This window comes from Acidovorax soli, from assembly GCF_014207955.1.
Lineage (GTDB): Bacteria > Pseudomonadota > Gammaproteobacteria > Burkholderiales > Burkholderiaceae_C > Acidovorax > Acidovorax soli_A.
This window is the reverse complement of sequence record NZ_JACHLK010000018.1, coordinates 71,097-86,374: the sequence shown is the minus strand read 5'-3', so window position 1 is coordinate 86,374 and position 15,278 is coordinate 71,097. Positions and strand designations below refer to the sequence as shown.

Sequence of the window (15,278 nt, the reverse complement as noted above, 5' to 3'; positions counted from 1 at the left end):
TGGCTCACGCCGCCACGGCGCGACCTGCGGGTGGCATCTGCATTTGCTCCATGGGCGCTGCCGGCAACCAGCGGCACGCCACCATGCCCAGCACCGCTACGGCTGCGGCACAGCCCCACACGGCCTGCAGCGCATGCGGCCCTGCCTCGGCCAACGCGGCGGGGTTTCCTGCCACCAGCGTGTGCACCATCTCGGCGAACAGCGTGGTCAGCAAGGCCACGCCCACGGCGCCGCCCAGGCTGCGCAGCATCACCGGCACGGCCGTGGCAATGCCCATGAGCTGCGCAGGCGATGCGCGCTGCGACACCATGGTGATGATGGGAAACAGCACCCCGATGCCCAGGCCCAGCGGCAGCAGGCACAGCGACAGCACCAGCGGCTGGGCTGGCGCCCACTGCATGCCTGCGGCCAGTGCGGCAAAGCCCAGCACCACCAAGGCGCTGGCCAGCATGCCCATGCTGCGGGCCGGCACGCGGGCACGCAGCAGGCGCCCGCTGGCAATGGCGGCGCCTGTGACCCCGGCCATCAGCGGCAGCAGGTGCCAGGCGGCCGTGGTGGGGCCCAGGTGCAGGGCGGTCTGCAGGTAGGCCGGCATGAAGACCACGGCCGCATACAGCGCCACCCCAGTGACCAGGCCGATGGCGGAGGCTGCTGCATACACCGGCCGGCTGAACAGCGACAGCGGCACCAGCGGGTGCGCAGCCCGGCGCTGGCGCAGCACAAAGGCGGCTGTGCACAGCGCGCAGGCCGTGCCCAGCACGGCGGCGGACAGCCAGCTGGGCAATTGCAGGCGCTCGTGCTGCGTCATCAAGAGGGCGCTGCACAGCGCACCGGTGAGCAGCAGCGCGCCCAGGTGGTCGATGGGCGTGCGCGGCCCGGTGGCCTGGTGCGGCAGCGTTCGGGCGAGCACGGCAAATGCCAGCAGTGCCAGGGGCACGTTCAGGCCAAAGGCCCAGTGCCACGACAGATGCTCGGTGAGCCAGCCACCCGTGAGCGGGCCGAACATGGTGGCCACGCCGTACACCGCCCCCAGCAGCGACTGGTAGCGCCCGCGCTCCTGCAGCGGGAACATGGAGGCCACGGTCAGCATGGTCAGCGTCATCAGCCCCCCGCCACCCGCCCCCTGCAGCGCGCGCGCCAGCACCAGCTGCAGCATGCTCTGGCTGAGCGCGCAGGCCAGCGAGCCCGCGAGGAACAGGCCGATGGACAGCAGCAGCATGGGCTTGCGGCCGTACACATCGGCCAGCCGGCCGTACAGCGCGATCACCACCGTGGCCGCGAGCAGGTAGGCCGAGAAGGTCCATGCCGGCGGCAGCGTGCCCGGCAGGTCGCGCGCAATGGAGGGCAGGGCGGTGGAGAGGATGGTCTGGTCCAGCGCGGCCAGCACCAGCATGAGCATCAGCGCCGCCATGGTGAGCGCAGTGCTGCGGCGGGTGGGAGGGGTGGTCGAAGTCGTGGTCGTCGTCATGGCCGGCAGTGTCCCGGCTGGTGCTGATTCTGTACAGTGCAATGATCTGAACATACAGTTGCACCGTATGAAAACCTATGACCTCAACCTGCTGGTCGCGCTCGATGCCTTGCTGGCCACCGGCAGCGTGACGGCCGCAGCCGAGCGCGTGCACCTCTCCACCCCGGCCATGAGCCATGCGCTGGCCCGCATCCGCGAGGTGTTCGGCGATGCCATCCTGGTGCGCGCCGGCCGCCAACTGGTGCCCACGCCGCGCGCATTGGCCCTGGCCGAGCCGGTGCGCCAGCTGCTGGCCCAGGCCCGGGCGCTGCAGTCGCCCGGCGAGGGGCCGGGCGGCCTGGCCCAGGTGCGCCGGCATTTCGTGGTGCGCGCGCCCGAGGGCATGGCCGTGGTCTATGGCGCGGCGCTGTCGCAGGCCATCGCGCAGCAGATGCCGCTGGCCAGCCTGCAGTTCCTGGCCGAGAGCCACAGCGACCCTGCGGCCTTGCGCGAGGGCCGGGTGGACCTGGACGTGGGCGTGTTCCGCAGCCGCGACCCTGAGGTGGAGTGGCAGGAGTTGTCGCAGCAGCCCCTGGTGGGCGCAGCGCGCGCAGGCCATCCCTTGCTCGCCAAGCCGCTGACCCCCGCACGCCTGGCCGCCGTGCGCCATGTGGGTGTGACGCTGCGGCCTGGGGAGCCGAGCACCTTGGACGATGCGCTGGCTGCGTTGGGTCTGGAGCGCATGGTGGCCTTGCGCGTGCCCAGTGCGTTTGCGGCCTTGATCGCTGCGGCGCGTTCGGACCTGGTGGCCTGTGTGCCGGAGCGGGTGGCGCGTTCGGACCTGGTGGCCTGTGTGCCGGAGCGGGTGGCGCGGGGGATGTCGGCCTCGCTCAGGCTGGAGGTGTTTGCTTTGCCGCTGGCTTTGCAGAGCGATACGACGCGGATGGCGTGGCATCCGCGGTACAGCGCGGATGCGGCGCATCGGTGGTTAAGGGAGTGTTTGTTGAAGGTGTTGGAGGATCCGTTGATCAAGGGGCCGGATGTGAAGCCGCCTTCTCGTCGTCGGAGGCCGTAGGGTTTGTTGTTTCGTTGGTGTTGGTTGCCGCGTGCCTTTGCTGAGGGCGGGAGCCGGGATGTGCGCCCGGCGGCGCAGTAACTTTCTCTTGGGCCGCCAAGAGAAAGTCACCAAAGAGAAGGCGGCCCCCAGTCTGCGTCCCCCATCGCCCGAAGGGCGATGGGGGCAGCCTGCGATGCTCGGATCTGGGGTGGGCGTCGATGAACTCCCTGCGCTGCCTCTGCGAGGCAGCTCCGGTCAAACAGCATCGACGAGCCAGAAGACGAAGTGCATGTGTCCTGCGGCACATGCACCCACCCCAGCTCCTGCGCTTCTCGGCGCAGCCAGAAGGGGTGGGAGCGGGGTCAGGGACGGCTGCTGCTGCGCAGCTGCGCCGGGTGTCGGTTACGCGCTGCGCGCTGCCGACGCAGATGGCGAGCGCTCTGGCGAGCCGAGCGCAGCGAAGGGCCACGCGGCCGAGCGAAGCAATGGCCCGTGTCGGTATCCACCCCCTTCTGACCGTGCCGAGAAGCGCAGGGCCTGGGGTGAGCGCGTGCCGAAGGACACGCGCATCGTTGTCTAGCTTGCCGCAGCTGTTTGAGCGGAGTTCGAAGAACGCAGCGAGTTCTGCGGCACACCCCAGGACCGAGCATCGCAGGCTGCCCCCTCGCCACAGGCGAGGGGGACACGGGCAGCGGGGCCGCCTTCTCTTTGGTGACTTTCTCTTGGCGGCCCAAGAGAAAGTTACTGCGCCGCCGGGCGCACATCCCGGCTCCCGTCCTCAGTCAATGCATGGAGCAACCATGCGTCGCAAGCGCTGAACAGGAAGCAAAGACCTACCTCAACACTAAAACAGGAATGTGCGAATGGGTGAGCACATGCTGCGTCTCACTCCCCATCAACATCCGCTTCACCCCCTTGCGCCCATGCGAGGCCATCACGATCAAATCCGCCTTGTGCTTCTTGGCCGCAGCGATGATCGCCTCGGCCACCAGATCGGACTTGCTCACCACGGCCTTCACCGTGATGCCGCGCGCCTTGCCCCGCGCCTGCACGGCATCGACCAAAGCCTGGGCCGCGTCGTTCCACTGTTGCTCGATGCGCTTCACATCGGCCAGTTCCACGGCCATGCCGCCTTCGAAATAGCTGCGCGGGTAGCGCGGCACCACCTTGAGCGCGATGGCGGTGGCGCCGGACAGCTCCGCCAGTGCCAGCCCATGGTCCACGGCCTTTTCGGACAGGGTGGAGCCGTCGGTGGCGATCAGGATGCGTTGGTAGTACATGGTGGTCTCCTTGTAGATACCGCAAGCGTACGGACCATGATGTTCCTCGCCTTGATCCAGGTCAACCCGCCGACCCTGCTGCGGCGATAGGCTTGAGCCATGTCAAATGCCGCACCCACCGTCTGCGCAGAGGTACCCGGCTTGCCGGTGGACTCCTTGCAAGCGCAGCACCCCACCACGCTGCTCGACGATCCGCAGGAGTGGGCGTCGTTTGGTCGCCCCTGCGCCCCCAGCGGCGCACCAGCGGAATTGCCGGCCGGAGCCACGCCGCAGGAGGCCCCCGCATGGGAGTCGCATGTGGTGCTTTCGGGCATGCACTGCGCGGCCTGCGCGCTCACCATCGAAGACGCGCTGCGCAGCGTGCCCGGCGTGCTGGCCGCCGATGTGAGCGCCACCACCCACCGCGCGCGCATCGTGTGGCAGCCAGCGCAGGTGCTGCCCTCGGGCTGGATGGCGGCGGTGGCCCGCGCGGGCTACCAGGCGCTGCCGGCCGTGGATGCGTATGCGCGCACCCAGCGCCAGCAGGACAACCGGCGCGCGCTGTGGCGCTGGCTGGTGGCGGGCTTTTGCATGATGCAGGTGATGATGTACGCATGGCCCGCCTACGTGGCGCAGCCGGGCGATCTGTCGCAGGAGATGGAGACCCTGTTGCGCTGGGCCTCGTGGGTCATCACCTTGCCGGTGGTGTGCTTTGCCTGCGGGCCCTTCTTCGCGAGCGCGCTGCGCGACGTGCGCCTGCGCCGCGTGAGCATGGACCTGCCCGTGGCGCTGGGCATGGCCATCACCTTTGCCGTGAGCACGGCGGGCACCTTCGACCCTGCGGGCCTCTTCGGCAGGGAGGTGTTCTACGACTCGCTCACCATGTTCGTGTTCTTTCTGCTCACCGGCCGCTGGCTGGAGCTGCGCCTGCGCGACCGCACAGCCGGTGCGCTCGAGGCGGTGATGAACCGCCTGCCCGACAGCGTGGAGCGGCGCGGTGCCGACGGGGCCACCTTCACCCGCGTGGCCACGCGCCGCCTGGCCGTGGGCGATGTCATCCGCGTGCTGCCGGGCGAGGCCTTTCCGGCCGATGGCCGCATCACCGAGGGCAGCACCCAGGCCGACGAGGCCCTTCTCACGGGCGAGTCCACGCCCGTGGCGCGGCCCCTGGGCAGCGCCGTGGTGGCCGGCAGCTACAACCTGCAGGCAGCGGTGCAGGTGTGCGTGGAGCGTGTGGGCAGCGCCACGCGCTTTGCGCAGATCGTTGCGCTGATGGAAAGTGCCTCGCTGCAGAAGCCGCGCCTGGCGCAACTGGCCGACCGCGTGGCGCGTCCCTTTCTCATCGCCGTGCTGCTCGCTGCTGTGTTGGCCGCCGCGTACTGGTGGCCCAGCGACCCGGGCCATGCGCTCATGGTGGCGGTGGCCGTGCTCATCGTCACCTGCCCGTGCGCGCTGTCGCTGGCCACGCCGGTGGCCATGCTCACCGCCGCAGGCACGCTGGCGCGCCACGGCCTGCTGGTGCGCAACCTGCAGGGGCTTGAAGCGCTGGCCGCGGTGGACACCATCGTCTTCGACAAGACCGGCACGCTCACGCGCGACGGCATGGCCCTGCAAACCGTGCACACATCCATTGCCGGCCTGGCGCACGGCGATGCGCTGGCGCTGGCCGCCGCGCTGGCGCGCCAGTCGGTGCACCCGGCATCGCGCGCACTGTGCGCGGCCGCACCTGCAGATGCGGGGCGGTGGGTGGCCACGCAGGTGGTCGAAGAGGCCGGCAGGGGCTTGACCGCCACCGTGACCGATGGCCAGGGCGCCGCTGCCCCGCGCCGGCTGCGCCTGGGCTCTGCGCGCCATGCGGGCGTGGGTGCAGGGGAGGAGGGCGCCCATGGCGACGCCCTCCTGCAGGTGGTGCTGTCCGAAGAGGTGGATGGGCAGGGTACGGCGGTGGAACTGGCGCGCTTCACCCTGGCAGAGCAGTTGCGGCCCGAAGCGCACGCCGTGGTGCAGGCCCTGCAGCACGAAGGCGTGGCCGTGCACGTGCTCTCGGGCGACCGCATGGCGTCGGTGCGGCGCGTGGCCGCACAGGCCGGCATCGCGCAGGCCCAGGGTGACTGCACGCCGGGCGGCAAGCTGGCCGCGCTGCAGATGCTGCAGTCCGCGGGGCGCCACGTGGCCATGGTGGGCGATGGGCTCAACGACGGGCCGGTGCTCGCGGGTGCCCATGTGTCCTTTGCCTTTGGCTGCGCCGTGCCGCTGGCGCGCGCGCAGGCCGACTTCGTGGTGCTGGGCGCCAGCCTGGCGCTGGTGCCCGAGGCCCTGCTGCTGGCCCGCCGGACGCTGCGCGTGGTGCGCCAGAACCTGTGGTGGGCCGCGCTCTACAACGCGCTGTGCGTGCCGCTGGCGGTGCTCGGGTACATGCCGGCCTGGCTCGCCGGCCTGGGCATGGCGGCCAGTTCGCTGCTGGTGGTGCTCAACGCCTCGCGCCTGGCCCGCCTGCCGGGCGAGAAGCTGCGGGCACCGGGGCGTGCCCAGGCCCCTGGGCAAGGCCTTGCGCCCGCCGCGCTGGAGGCCGTGTGATGGACATCCTGTACCTGCTGATCCCCCTGTCCGTGGTGCTGGTCCTGCTGATCCTGGCAGGCCTGTGGTGGGCCGTGTACCGCGGCCAGTTCGAGAGCGTGGAGCAAGAGGGCGAGCGCATTCTCAGGAACGATTGACATGCGTCAATACCCGCCGGGCCCCTCTGCGGGAGACTCTTTACAACACAAAGAGGTGCCCGATGGATTCAACTCACAACACAGCTGCCGCGCACTACAACGACACGGTCGTGCGGCAGTTTTCTATCATGGCAGTGGTATGGGGGGTGGTAGGGATGTTGGTCGGCGTCATCATCGCCGCCCAGCTCGCCTGGCCTGAACTCAACCTCGGCATTCCGTGGCTCAGCTACGGGCGCCTGCGGCCGCTGCACACCAACGCCGTCATCTTCGCCTTTGGCGGCTGCGCGCTGTTCGCCACCAGCTACTACGTGGTGCAGCGCACCTGCCAGGTGCGGCTGTTCGCCGGGCCGCTGGCGGCCTTCACCTTCTGGGGCTGGCAACTGGTCATCGTGGCGGCGGCCATCAGCCTGCCGCTGGGCTACACCTCGGGCAAGGAATACGCCGAACTCGAGTGGCCCATCGACATCCTGATCACGCTGGTGTGGGTGTCTTACGCCATCGTGTTCTTCGGCACGGTGGGCATGCGCAAGGTGCGCCACATCTACGTGGCCAACTGGTTCTTCGGCGCCTTCATCCTGGCCGTGGCCATCCTGCACCTGGTCAACAGTGCCGCGGTGCCCGCCGGCTGGATGAAGAGCTACTCGGCCTACGCCGGCGTGCAGGACGCCATGGTCCAGTGGTGGTATGGCCACAACGCGGTGGGCTTCTTCCTGACCGCGGGCTTCCTGGGGATGATGTACTACTTCATCCCCAAGCAGGCCGGCCGCCCGGTGTACAGCTACCGCCTGTCCATCGTGCACTTCTGGGCGCTGATCTTCACCTACATGTGGGCCGGCCCCCACCACCTGCACTACACCGCGCTGCCCGACTGGACGCAATCGGTGGGCATGGTGTTCTCGCTGATCCTGCTGGCGCCCAGCTGGGGCGGCATGATCAACGGTGTGATGACCCTGTCGGGCGCCTGGCACAAGCTGCGCGACGACCCCATCCTGCGCTTTCTGATCGTGTCCCTGTCGTTCTACGGCATGTCCACCTTCGAGGGCCCGATGATGTCCATCAAGACCGTCAATGCCCTGAGCCACTACACCGACTGGACCGTGGGCCACGTGCACTCCGGCGCGCTGGGCTGGGTCGGCCTGATCTCCATGGGTTCGCTGTACTACCTGGTGCCGCGCCTGTTCGGCCGCGAGAAGATGTACTCGGTCAAGGCCATCGAGCTGCACTTCTGGATGGCCACCGTCGGCATCGTGCTGTACATCGCCGCGATGTGGATCGCCGGCGTCATGCAGGGCCTGATGTGGCGCGCGGTCAACCCCGACGGCACGCTCACCTACACCTTCGTCGAGAGCGTCAAGGCCACCTACCCCTTCTACGTGGTGCGCCTGCTGGGCGGTCTTCTGTACCTGGGCGGCATGGTGGTCATGGCCTGGAACACCTGGGCCACCGCCATCGCCGGCCGCTCGAGCAAGGTGGCCATCCCCGCAGTGCATGCAGCCCACGCCTGACCGGCTGCCGTACGGAGAGCTTTGACCATGTCTGACAACAAGATTCCCGCGACCACCACCCCCGGCTTCAGCCACGAAAAGGTGGAGACCAACAACTTTCTGATGATCGTGCTGATCCTGCTGGTGATCGCCATTGGCGGCCTGGTGGAGATCGTGCCCCTGTTCTTCCAGAAGTCCACCACCGAGGCCGTGAAGGGCGTGGAGCCCTACACAGCCACGCAGCTCATCGGGCGCGACGTGTACATCCGCGAGGGCTGCTACAACTGCCACTCGCAGATGATCCGCCCCTTCCGCGCCGAGACGCTGCGCTACGGCCACTACTCGGTGGCTGGCGAGTTCGTCTACGACCATCCCTTCCAGTGGGGCAGCAAGCGCACCGGCCCCGACCTGCACCGCGTGGGCGGCAAGTACAGCGACGAGTGGCACCGCATCCACCTGAACAACCCGCGCGACGTGGTGCCCGAGTCCAACATGCCGGCCTACCCCTGGCTGGAGAAGACAGCCGTGAACCCGGCCGACGCAGCGCCCCGCATGCAAGCCCTGCGCACCGTGGGCGTGCCCTACACCGACGCGCAGATCGCCGACGCCGCGGCCGAGCTCAAGGGCAAGACCGAGATGGACGCCCTGGTGGCCTACCTGCAGGTCATGGGCCGCGCGCTCAAGTAACGACAGATCAACAACCGAATTGGAGCGGCCAACAAAACTCAGCGAAGCGGTCCTGGCTAGGCGTAGCGTCGCAGGCAGTACGAACAGTACGACAAGACGCCACAACGACGCCAGGAGAGTTTTGTTGGCCGCTCAGAGGAGATAACTATGGACATCACCACCATGCGCATCGTTGCCACGCTGGCCTCGCTGGTCTGCTTCATCGGCATCTGGGTCTGGGCCTACCTGGGCAGCAACAAGGACCGCTTCGACGAAGCGGGCCGCGTGCCCTTCGAGCACGAATGACTGCCCCGCACAGCAAGAACGAACAACGACAACCCCATGAACGAGAGAGCACCCCATGAGTGACTTCACCAGCAATTTCTGGTCGGTCTTCGTGACCGCCGTGACCCTGGGCGGCATCATCGCCTGCGGGCTCCTGCTGTGGATGGCTGGCCGCAAGAAGGTCGCCGCCACCAGCGACAACACCACCGGCCATGTCTGGGACGAAGACCTGGTGGAGATGAACAACCCCCTGCCGCGCTGGTGGGTGTGGCTGTTCGTCATCACCATCGTCTTCGGCCTGGCCTACCTGGCGGCCTACCCCGGCCTGGGCACCTTCGCCGGCAAGCTCGGCTGGACCCAGTTGGGCGAGTACCAGAACGAGATGGACAAGGCCAAGGCAGAGCTTGCGCCTCTGTACGCCCGCTTTGCCGACATGAAGCCCGAAGACATGGCCCGCGACCCGCAGGCCCATGCCATCGGCGAGCGCCTGTTCATGAACAACTGCGCGCAGTGCCACGGCTCCGACGCGCGCGGCAGCAAGGGCTTTCCCAACCTGGCCGATGGCGACTGGCTGCACGGCGGCACGCCCGACAAGATCCGCGAGACCATCGCGCAAGGCCGCACCGGCGTCATGCCGCCCATGGCCGCCGCCGTGGGTTCACCCGAGGACGTGCGCAATGTCTCGCACTATGTGCTGAGCCTGTCGGGCAGCCCGCACGACTCGCTGCGCGCATCGCTGGGCAAGTCCAAGTTCAGCGCCTGTGCGGCCTGCCACGGCATGGACGGCAAGGGCAACGCCGCTCTGGGTGCCCCCAACCTCACCGACGACGTGTGGCTGCACGGCTGGGGCGAGGCCGCCATCACCGCCATGATCAACAACGGCAAGACCAACCAGATGCCGGCCCAGGCCGAGAAGCTGACGGAAGCCCAGATCAAGGTGCTGGCGTCCTACGTCTGGAGCCTCTCCAACAGCGGCGCCTCTCCCGCAGCCGCGCAATGAGCTGAACCCGGCGCCCCGGACCCCGCCACCACGGCTGGGCCGGGGGCGCGCCAGGCCCGCCGCATGCCCCCATGCATTGCCCAAGGCCACCCCTTTCGAGAATTGCCATGAAGCCACCCAGCGGGCCTGCCCGCAAGGTCATTCCCATCACCCCGGTCGCTGCCGGGCCTGCAGGCACCACGGACGCTGCGGCCGAAGTCGTCTCGCTCTATGAAGCGCAGAAGAAGATCTACCCGCGCTCCATCAGCGGCAGCTTCGCGCGCTGGCGCTGGGCCATGGTGGCCCTGACCCAACTGGTGTTCTATGTGGTGCCCTGGCTGCAGTGGGGCGAGCGGCAGATGGTGCTGTTCGACCTGGGCGCGCGGCGCTTCTACCTGTTCGGCTACGTGCTGTACCCGCAGGACTTCATCTACCTCACCGGCCTGCTCATCGTCAGCGCGCTGTCGCTGTTTCTGTTCACCGCTGTGGCGGGGCGGCTGTGGTGCGGCTTTGCCTGCCCGCAGACGGTGTACACCGAGATGTTCATGTGGATCGAGCACAAGGTGGAGGGCGAGCGCAGCGCGCGCCTGCGCCTGGACGCCGGCCCCTGGACCAGGGAGAAGATCCGCAAGAAGGCGCTCAAGCAGTTGCTGTGGATCGGCCTCGCGCTGTGGACGGGTTTCACCTTCGTCGGCTACTTCGTGCCCATCCGCGCACTGGGCGCTGAGCTGCTGGCGCTGCAGGGCAGCTGGCAGATCTTCTGGGTGCTGTTCTATGGCTTTGCCACCTATGGCAACGCGGGCTATATGCGCGAGCAGGTGTGCAAGTACATGTGCCCGTATGCGCGCTTCCAGAGCGCCATGTTCGACCGCGACACCCTCATCGTGACCTACGACAACGCGCGTGGCGAACCCCGCGGCCCGCGCAGCAAGGCTGTGGACCCCAAGGTCAGCGGCCTGGGCGACTGCATCGACTGCACCCTGTGCGTACAGGTCTGCCCCGTGGGCATCGACATCCGCAATGGCCTGCAGTACGAATGCATAGGCTGCGGCCTGTGTGTGGACGCCTGCAACACCGTGATGGACAAGATGCGCTACCGGCGCGGGCTGATCCGCTTTTCCACCCAGAACGCCGTGGCCGCACGCTGGAGCGGTGCACAGATGCTGCGCCGCGTGCTGCGCCCCCGCGTGCTGGTGTACGGCGCCATCCTGCTGTCACTGTGCGTGGGCCTGGCTGCCAGCCTGGTGTTGCGCACGGCTTTCAAGGTGGACGTGGTGCGCGACCGTGCCGCGCTCTCGCGCATCGTCGCGGGCGGCCAGCTCGAGAACATCTACCGCCTGCAGATCATGAACGCCACCGAGGCTGGCCAGCGCTACCGCATCGGCGCGCACGGGCTCGATGGCCTCAGGGTCGCGTCCGATGCCGAGGTGGACATCGGCGCCGCCGAATCCCGCTGGGTCGCCGTGCGCCTGCAGATCCCCTACGGCTCGGCCACGCCCGGCTCGCACCCCGTGCAGTTCGAGATCGAGGCCTTGGGCGGCGGCGGCCATGTCACCGAGAAATCGGTGTTTCTGGTGCCGCGCTGACCGGATCCATCGCCCGACAACCCCACTTTTTTTCAGGATGACCCACATGCCTTCATCTCCCTCCATCGCCGCTGCGCCCGTTCCCGCCCCCTGGTGGAAGTTCGGCCATGTCTGGCTGGTCATCTCCGGCCCGGCCATTGTGGTCGTCGCGGGCTTTGTCACCCTGTGGCTGGCCGTATCGAGCCCCGACCCCGTGGTGGCCGAGGACTACTACCAGCAGGGCATCGAGATCAACAAGACCCTGGGCGAGAAGGCCCGCAGCAGCATGGCCCCGGCCGTCAAGGGCCGCAACCATGCAGCCACGCCAGAGCAGGACAAACCCCGCTGACCGCTGGCGGTGTGCGCCGTCAAAGCCCCACAACAAGGAGACACCCCCATGCTGCGCCAACGCCTGATGTGGATTGCCTGGCCCGCCTTTCTGATGGCGGGCGTGCTGGAGATGCTGGTCTTCGCCGTCGTGGACCCGCAGGACATGCACTGGTTCGGCGGCCAGCCGCTGGCCCTGTCGCGCGAGGGGGTCTACACCCTCGCTTTTTTCGTTTTCTGGCTGGTCACCATGGCATCGAGCGCGCTCACCACGCTGCTGGCCATGTCGCCGTTCGAGCTCAACCGCTGCCCGGTGCCAGTGACCGAGCGCCCAGCGGATTGCGCCAGGCATCACCAGCCCTGAGCGAGCGGGGACCGGGAGGGCAGGGAAAATCGGGAGGGCGAGGGCTGGCACGGCTCTTGAATGCGCGGGGGGATCTCCCTACAGTAGCGGGCGGGCCATGCCGGCCCGCTGCCCGCCACCCCTGCCGCCATGTACCTGAGCCAAGCCCGCGTCGAGAAACTGTCCCGCCTCATGGGCCGGCTGGAGGCCGCCGAGCTGCCCGGCAGCGCAGCCCTGCGCCTGGCCGTGGGCCAGGACCTGCTGGACCTGCTGCAGGCCGACCACTTTGCTTCCTACACCTGGGACGATGCGGCCCAGCGCTTTGGCGAGCGCGCCGCCCTCCACATGGATGACGCCAACCTGCAGGCCTACGAGGCCTACTACCAGTACCGCGACCCCATCACCCACCAGCTGCGCCAGCGCCGCGCGCCCACCCTGGTCACGCAGATCCTGCCCCAGCAGGAACTCATGAAGACCGAGTTCTTCAACGACTTCCTGGCCCGCGACGGCCTGCACCACGGCGTGAACCTGTTCGCCTGGGACGGCGAGCGCAATCTGGGCGACCTGCGCATCTGGCGCGGCCGCCAGCGCGGGCCGTTTGATCGCGATACGCTGGACCTGCTGCGCCTGGTGCAGCCGGCCTTCACCGGTGCCTTACGGCGGCTGCGTGACCGCCCCGTGGCGGCGCCTGCGCCGGTGCCGCCCGATCCCTGGCAAGGCCTCAACGGCCGCGCCCGCGAGATTGCCCAGGCCCTGTGCGCTGGCTGGCCCGACAAGAAGATCGCGGCCGAGCTGGGCATTGGCTACTCGACGGTGCGCACGCATGTGGATGCGCTGTTTGAGCGGTTCGGGGTGCATAACCGCACGGAGCTGGTACGGCGGTTGATCGGGGATGTTACATCTTGCCATTGAGCTTGAAATTGTTTGATATTTCGAAGGACTATCAGGTGGAAAAATCAAGGTCGATGAATTATGAGGACTTGATTGGCTTGGAAATATCGAAGACAGGGTATGTGCTTGAGCACAGGGTTGCTCAGCTGCTTAAGGCGAAAGGATGGTCGGTTATTAGTGGGGAATATTACGTGGATGACAATGAAGATGTGCCGCGAGAAATGGATCTCATTGCATATCGAGTTGCGAAAATAGATAATGACGAAATTGAGGTGTATACCGTATTAATAATAAGCTGTAAGAAGAGTGAAGAAAACGCATGGGCGCTTCTTGCGCGAAATATAAACCTCAAAGATCCAAATACGGATTACTGGCCGCTACATTGCTGGACTAATGATGTAGCATTGGGATACCAATTGGCCATTTCTGGTAAGCCAAAAAAATATCATGAAGGCGTAAGGATTCACGGTGTAACGGATGCTGCGGCAGATCCGCAGGTTGAAGTCTTTGCCTTCCAGGAAATGAGTAAAATTAATGGTTCTCCTAGAAATGATAGAGCAATATTTAATTCATTGACTTCACTGGTTAAGGCGCAAGCATATGAAATATCAGCACTGCCGGCCAGAAAAAAGAGCAAAGCGGTGTATCAGTTTAATCTGATATCAGTGCTTGGCACGGACATGTACCGACTCATGTTTGCCGATGCTGGTGGTGGAGTGAAGGCGGTAGCCATCGAATCGGAGCAATATATAGCACGATACATTGTGGCTAAGCGAGAAAGCTTTTCAAGAATAAGATTTTTAACTGAGGACGGATTTTCTGAATCCCTTGATGATTACGGGCGGTTGCATGCTGCGAATGCCAGATGGTTTGCTGGTGAATATGCTGATTTTTATCGTGACATCGTGTGCGATGACAAGCGAACTGAGGTGTTGATGTCAAAATTTCATGACAAAGTGCGCTTTCCTGTGAAGTGGAGGTTGGAGAGAAAGTTCAAAAATATTTCTTATGATGATAAGCCGCTTTTGAGTTGGAATTTGGATTTCTCTGATTTAAGTGTTGAGTATATGTATGGTGATGATGTCTTGGATTTTATGAATGAAGACGAGGATATTAATAATATAGTTGCTGCGGCTCTGAAGGCGATCTATAGATATGAGGGGTCGTTCAAATTTAGGTTTGAAATTCCGTTCTAAGTTTGTGATTTTTTCGGTTGGTGTCGATGGGGGAATTAACCATATTTTTGAAGCTTGCCCTCTCCACTCTCGCTGCTAGTAATTTCGATATCGGTAGTCCACCGGCACAAACGCATACTTCCCCTTGCCCTCATCGCGCAGATGGCCTACGCCCGGGTACGGCAGGTGCGCCGCAGCCACCAGGCGCCGTTCCTTCGCCAGCCGTGCAAACTGCTGCAGCCGCTGCGCCCGGGCATCGCTCGGCACCACGTCGTAGGCAATGGTCACGTCGGGCCGGGGCATCTGCACGGCCTGCACATGCAGGATGTCGCCAATGAACTCCAGCGCCTCGCCCCGGCTCTGCAGCACGAAGAAGGCGTGGCCGGGCGTGTGGCCCGGGGTGGGGCGCGAGCGGATGCCGGGCACGACTTCCACCGCGCCGGTGAAGGGGCGTACCTGGCCTGATTTCACATACGGCCCGAGGGCGGTGGTGCCCTGCTGGAAGTAGGCTTTGTCGTAGCCGCGCACGCCTTGCTGGTTGCCGGGCGCGAGGAAGAAGTCGACGTCGGCCTTGCCCACATGGATGGTGGCGTTGGGGAACACGCGTTCGCCCTGCGCGTCCACCAGCCCGCCGCTGTGGTCGGTGTGGATGTGGGTGATCAGCACGTCGTTGATCTGCGCAGGCTCCACGCCCACGGCTTGGAGGCTGGCCACCAGCTTGCCGCCCGCGCCGGGGCCGAAGAAGGCGCCGGCACCGGTATCGACCAGCGCCAGGCGGTCACCCGCGTAGACCAGGTAGGCATTGATCGAGGCCTCCACCGGGTTGGCGAGAAATCCACGCGCCAGCAGCTGGTCGGTCTGTGCGGGCTTCATGTGCAGCAGGGCATGCAGGTCCTGTGGCACCGTGCCATCGGACAAGGCCACCACCTGCACGCCGCCCACGCTGAAGCGGTAGTAGCCGGCTTGCTGGGTGGCCGGGGGCGTGCTGGCCGGTGCTGCAGGCGCGGGGGCCTGGGCGATGGCGAGAACAGGGCCGAGCAGCGATGCGGCAACGGCCAGGGAAATGAGGGAGCGGCGAATCGTCAT

Annotated in this window: 15 protein-coding genes; 12 read left to right on the top strand and 3 right to left on the bottom strand. The window is 66.2% G+C overall.

Annotation, left to right across the window (positions count from 1 at the left end):
- Window positions 1-4: 4 nt before the first annotated feature.
- Window positions 5-1,468: an MFS transporter gene (locus tag HNP48_RS30150; RefSeq protein WP_260420432.1), complete on the bottom strand. Its 1,464-nt coding sequence runs from the start codon at window positions 1,466-1,468 to the stop codon at window positions 5-7.
- Window positions 1,469-1,535: 67 nt separating this feature from the next.
- Between HNP48_RS30150 and HNP48_RS30145 the strand changes: the two genes are divergently transcribed.
- Entirely contained in the window at window positions 1,536-2,522 is a 987-nt protein-coding gene (locus tag HNP48_RS30145) for a LysR family transcriptional regulator (protein WP_184864305.1), read from the top strand.
- A gap of 815 nt (window positions 2,523-3,337) precedes the next feature.
- Here HNP48_RS30145 and HNP48_RS30140 read toward each other — a convergent pair.
- Window positions 3,338-3,784, bottom strand: a complete 447-nt coding sequence (locus HNP48_RS30140) for a universal stress protein (RefSeq protein WP_184864303.1) — start codon at window positions 3,782-3,784, stop codon at window positions 3,338-3,340.
- A gap of 99 nt (window positions 3,785-3,883) precedes the next feature.
- Here HNP48_RS30140 and HNP48_RS30135 point away from each other — a divergent pair, with 99 nt between their 5' ends.
- From HNP48_RS30135 to HNP48_RS30085, 11 genes are all read left to right on the top strand, one after another.
- A complete protein-coding gene (locus tag HNP48_RS30135; RefSeq protein ID WP_184864301.1) occupies window positions 3,884-6,340 on the top strand; it encodes a cation-translocating P-type ATPase in 2,457 nt (818 codons plus the stop codon).
- Complete coding sequence (gene ccoS / locus HNP48_RS30130; RefSeq protein ID WP_007860012.1) at window positions 6,340-6,477, top strand: cbb3-type cytochrome oxidase assembly protein CcoS; 138 nt, start codon at window positions 6,340-6,342, stop codon at window positions 6,475-6,477. Before HNP48_RS30135 ends, ccoS begins: the two co-directional genes overlap by 1 nt.
- 62 nt (window positions 6,478-6,539) lie before the next feature.
- A complete protein-coding gene (gene ccoN / locus HNP48_RS30125) occupies window positions 6,540-7,982 on the top strand; it encodes a cytochrome-c oxidase, cbb3-type subunit I (protein ID WP_184864299.1) in 1,443 nt (480 codons plus the stop codon).
- Window positions 7,983-8,009: 27 nt separating this feature from the next.
- A complete protein-coding gene (ccoO, locus tag HNP48_RS30120; RefSeq protein WP_184864297.1) occupies window positions 8,010-8,648 on the top strand; it encodes a cytochrome-c oxidase, cbb3-type subunit II in 639 nt (212 codons plus the stop codon).
- Window positions 8,649-8,795: 147 nt separating this feature from the next.
- The gene (locus HNP48_RS30115) at window positions 8,796-8,933 is read left to right on the top strand and encodes a cbb3-type cytochrome c oxidase subunit 3 (RefSeq protein WP_184864295.1); all 138 of its coding nucleotides are present in this window, start codon (window positions 8,796-8,798) and stop codon (window positions 8,931-8,933) included.
- 55 nt (window positions 8,934-8,988) lie between these two features.
- Entirely contained in the window at window positions 8,989-9,912 is a 924-nt protein-coding gene (gene ccoP, locus HNP48_RS30110; RefSeq protein ID WP_184864293.1) for a cytochrome-c oxidase, cbb3-type subunit III, read from the top strand.
- A gap of 107 nt (window positions 9,913-10,019) precedes the next feature.
- The gene (gene ccoG, locus HNP48_RS30105) at window positions 10,020-11,477 is read left to right on the top strand and encodes a cytochrome c oxidase accessory protein CcoG (RefSeq protein WP_184864291.1); all 1,458 of its coding nucleotides are present in this window, start codon (window positions 10,020-10,022) and stop codon (window positions 11,475-11,477) included.
- Between the two features lie 46 nt (window positions 11,478-11,523).
- Window positions 11,524-11,805, top strand: a complete 282-nt coding sequence (locus HNP48_RS30100) for a FixH family protein (protein WP_184864289.1) — start codon at window positions 11,524-11,526, stop codon at window positions 11,803-11,805.
- A gap of 48 nt (window positions 11,806-11,853) precedes the next feature.
- The gene (locus tag HNP48_RS30095) at window positions 11,854-12,147 is read left to right on the top strand and encodes a hypothetical protein (protein ID WP_184864287.1); all 294 of its coding nucleotides are present in this window, start codon (window positions 11,854-11,856) and stop codon (window positions 12,145-12,147) included.
- A 129-nt stretch (window positions 12,148-12,276) separates the two neighbouring features.
- Window positions 12,277-13,038 (top strand): helix-turn-helix transcriptional regulator, encoded by a 762-nt coding sequence (locus HNP48_RS30090; RefSeq protein WP_184864285.1) that lies wholly within the window; start codon window positions 12,277-12,279, stop codon window positions 13,036-13,038.
- Between the two features lie 2 nt (window positions 13,039-13,040).
- Window positions 13,041-14,213: a hypothetical protein gene (locus HNP48_RS30085; RefSeq protein ID WP_184864283.1), complete on the top strand. Its 1,173-nt coding sequence runs from the start codon at window positions 13,041-13,043 to the stop codon at window positions 14,211-14,213.
- A gap of 75 nt (window positions 14,214-14,288) precedes the next feature.
- Here HNP48_RS30085 and HNP48_RS30080 read toward each other — a convergent pair whose 3' ends face one another.
- Complete coding sequence (locus tag HNP48_RS30080; RefSeq protein ID WP_184864281.1) at window positions 14,289-15,278, bottom strand: MBL fold metallo-hydrolase; 990 nt, start codon at window positions 15,276-15,278, stop codon at window positions 14,289-14,291.

Coding starts and splice junctions, on each gene's coding strand:
- HNP48_RS30150 (WP_260420432.1), bottom strand. CDS start 1,468: ATGACGACGACCACGACTTCGACCACCCCTCCCACCCGCCGCAGCACT.
- HNP48_RS30145 (WP_184864305.1), top strand. CDS start 1,536: ATGAAAACCTATGACCTCAACCTGCTGGTCGCGCTCGATGCCTTGCTG.
- HNP48_RS30140 (WP_184864303.1), bottom strand. CDS start 3,784: ATGTACTACCAACGCATCCTGATCGCCACCGACGGCTCCACCCTGTCC.
- HNP48_RS30135 (WP_184864301.1), top strand. CDS start 3,884: ATGTCAAATGCCGCACCCACCGTCTGCGCAGAGGTACCCGGCTTGCCG.
- ccoS (WP_007860012.1), top strand. CDS start 6,340: ATGGACATCCTGTACCTGCTGATCCCCCTGTCCGTGGTGCTGGTCCTG.
- ccoN (WP_184864299.1), top strand. CDS start 6,540: ATGGATTCAACTCACAACACAGCTGCCGCGCACTACAACGACACGGTC.
- ccoO (WP_184864297.1), top strand. CDS start 8,010: ATGTCTGACAACAAGATTCCCGCGACCACCACCCCCGGCTTCAGCCAC.
- HNP48_RS30115 (WP_184864295.1), top strand. CDS start 8,796: ATGGACATCACCACCATGCGCATCGTTGCCACGCTGGCCTCGCTGGTC.
- ccoP (WP_184864293.1), top strand. CDS start 8,989: ATGAGTGACTTCACCAGCAATTTCTGGTCGGTCTTCGTGACCGCCGTG.
- ccoG (WP_184864291.1), top strand. CDS start 10,020: ATGAAGCCACCCAGCGGGCCTGCCCGCAAGGTCATTCCCATCACCCCG.
- HNP48_RS30100 (WP_184864289.1), top strand. CDS start 11,524: ATGCCTTCATCTCCCTCCATCGCCGCTGCGCCCGTTCCCGCCCCCTGG.
- HNP48_RS30095 (WP_184864287.1), top strand. CDS start 11,854: ATGCTGCGCCAACGCCTGATGTGGATTGCCTGGCCCGCCTTTCTGATG.
- HNP48_RS30090 (WP_184864285.1), top strand. CDS start 12,277: ATGTACCTGAGCCAAGCCCGCGTCGAGAAACTGTCCCGCCTCATGGGC.
- HNP48_RS30080 (WP_184864281.1), bottom strand. CDS start 15,278: ATGACGATTCGCCGCTCCCTCATTTCCCTGGCCGTTGCCGCATCGCTG.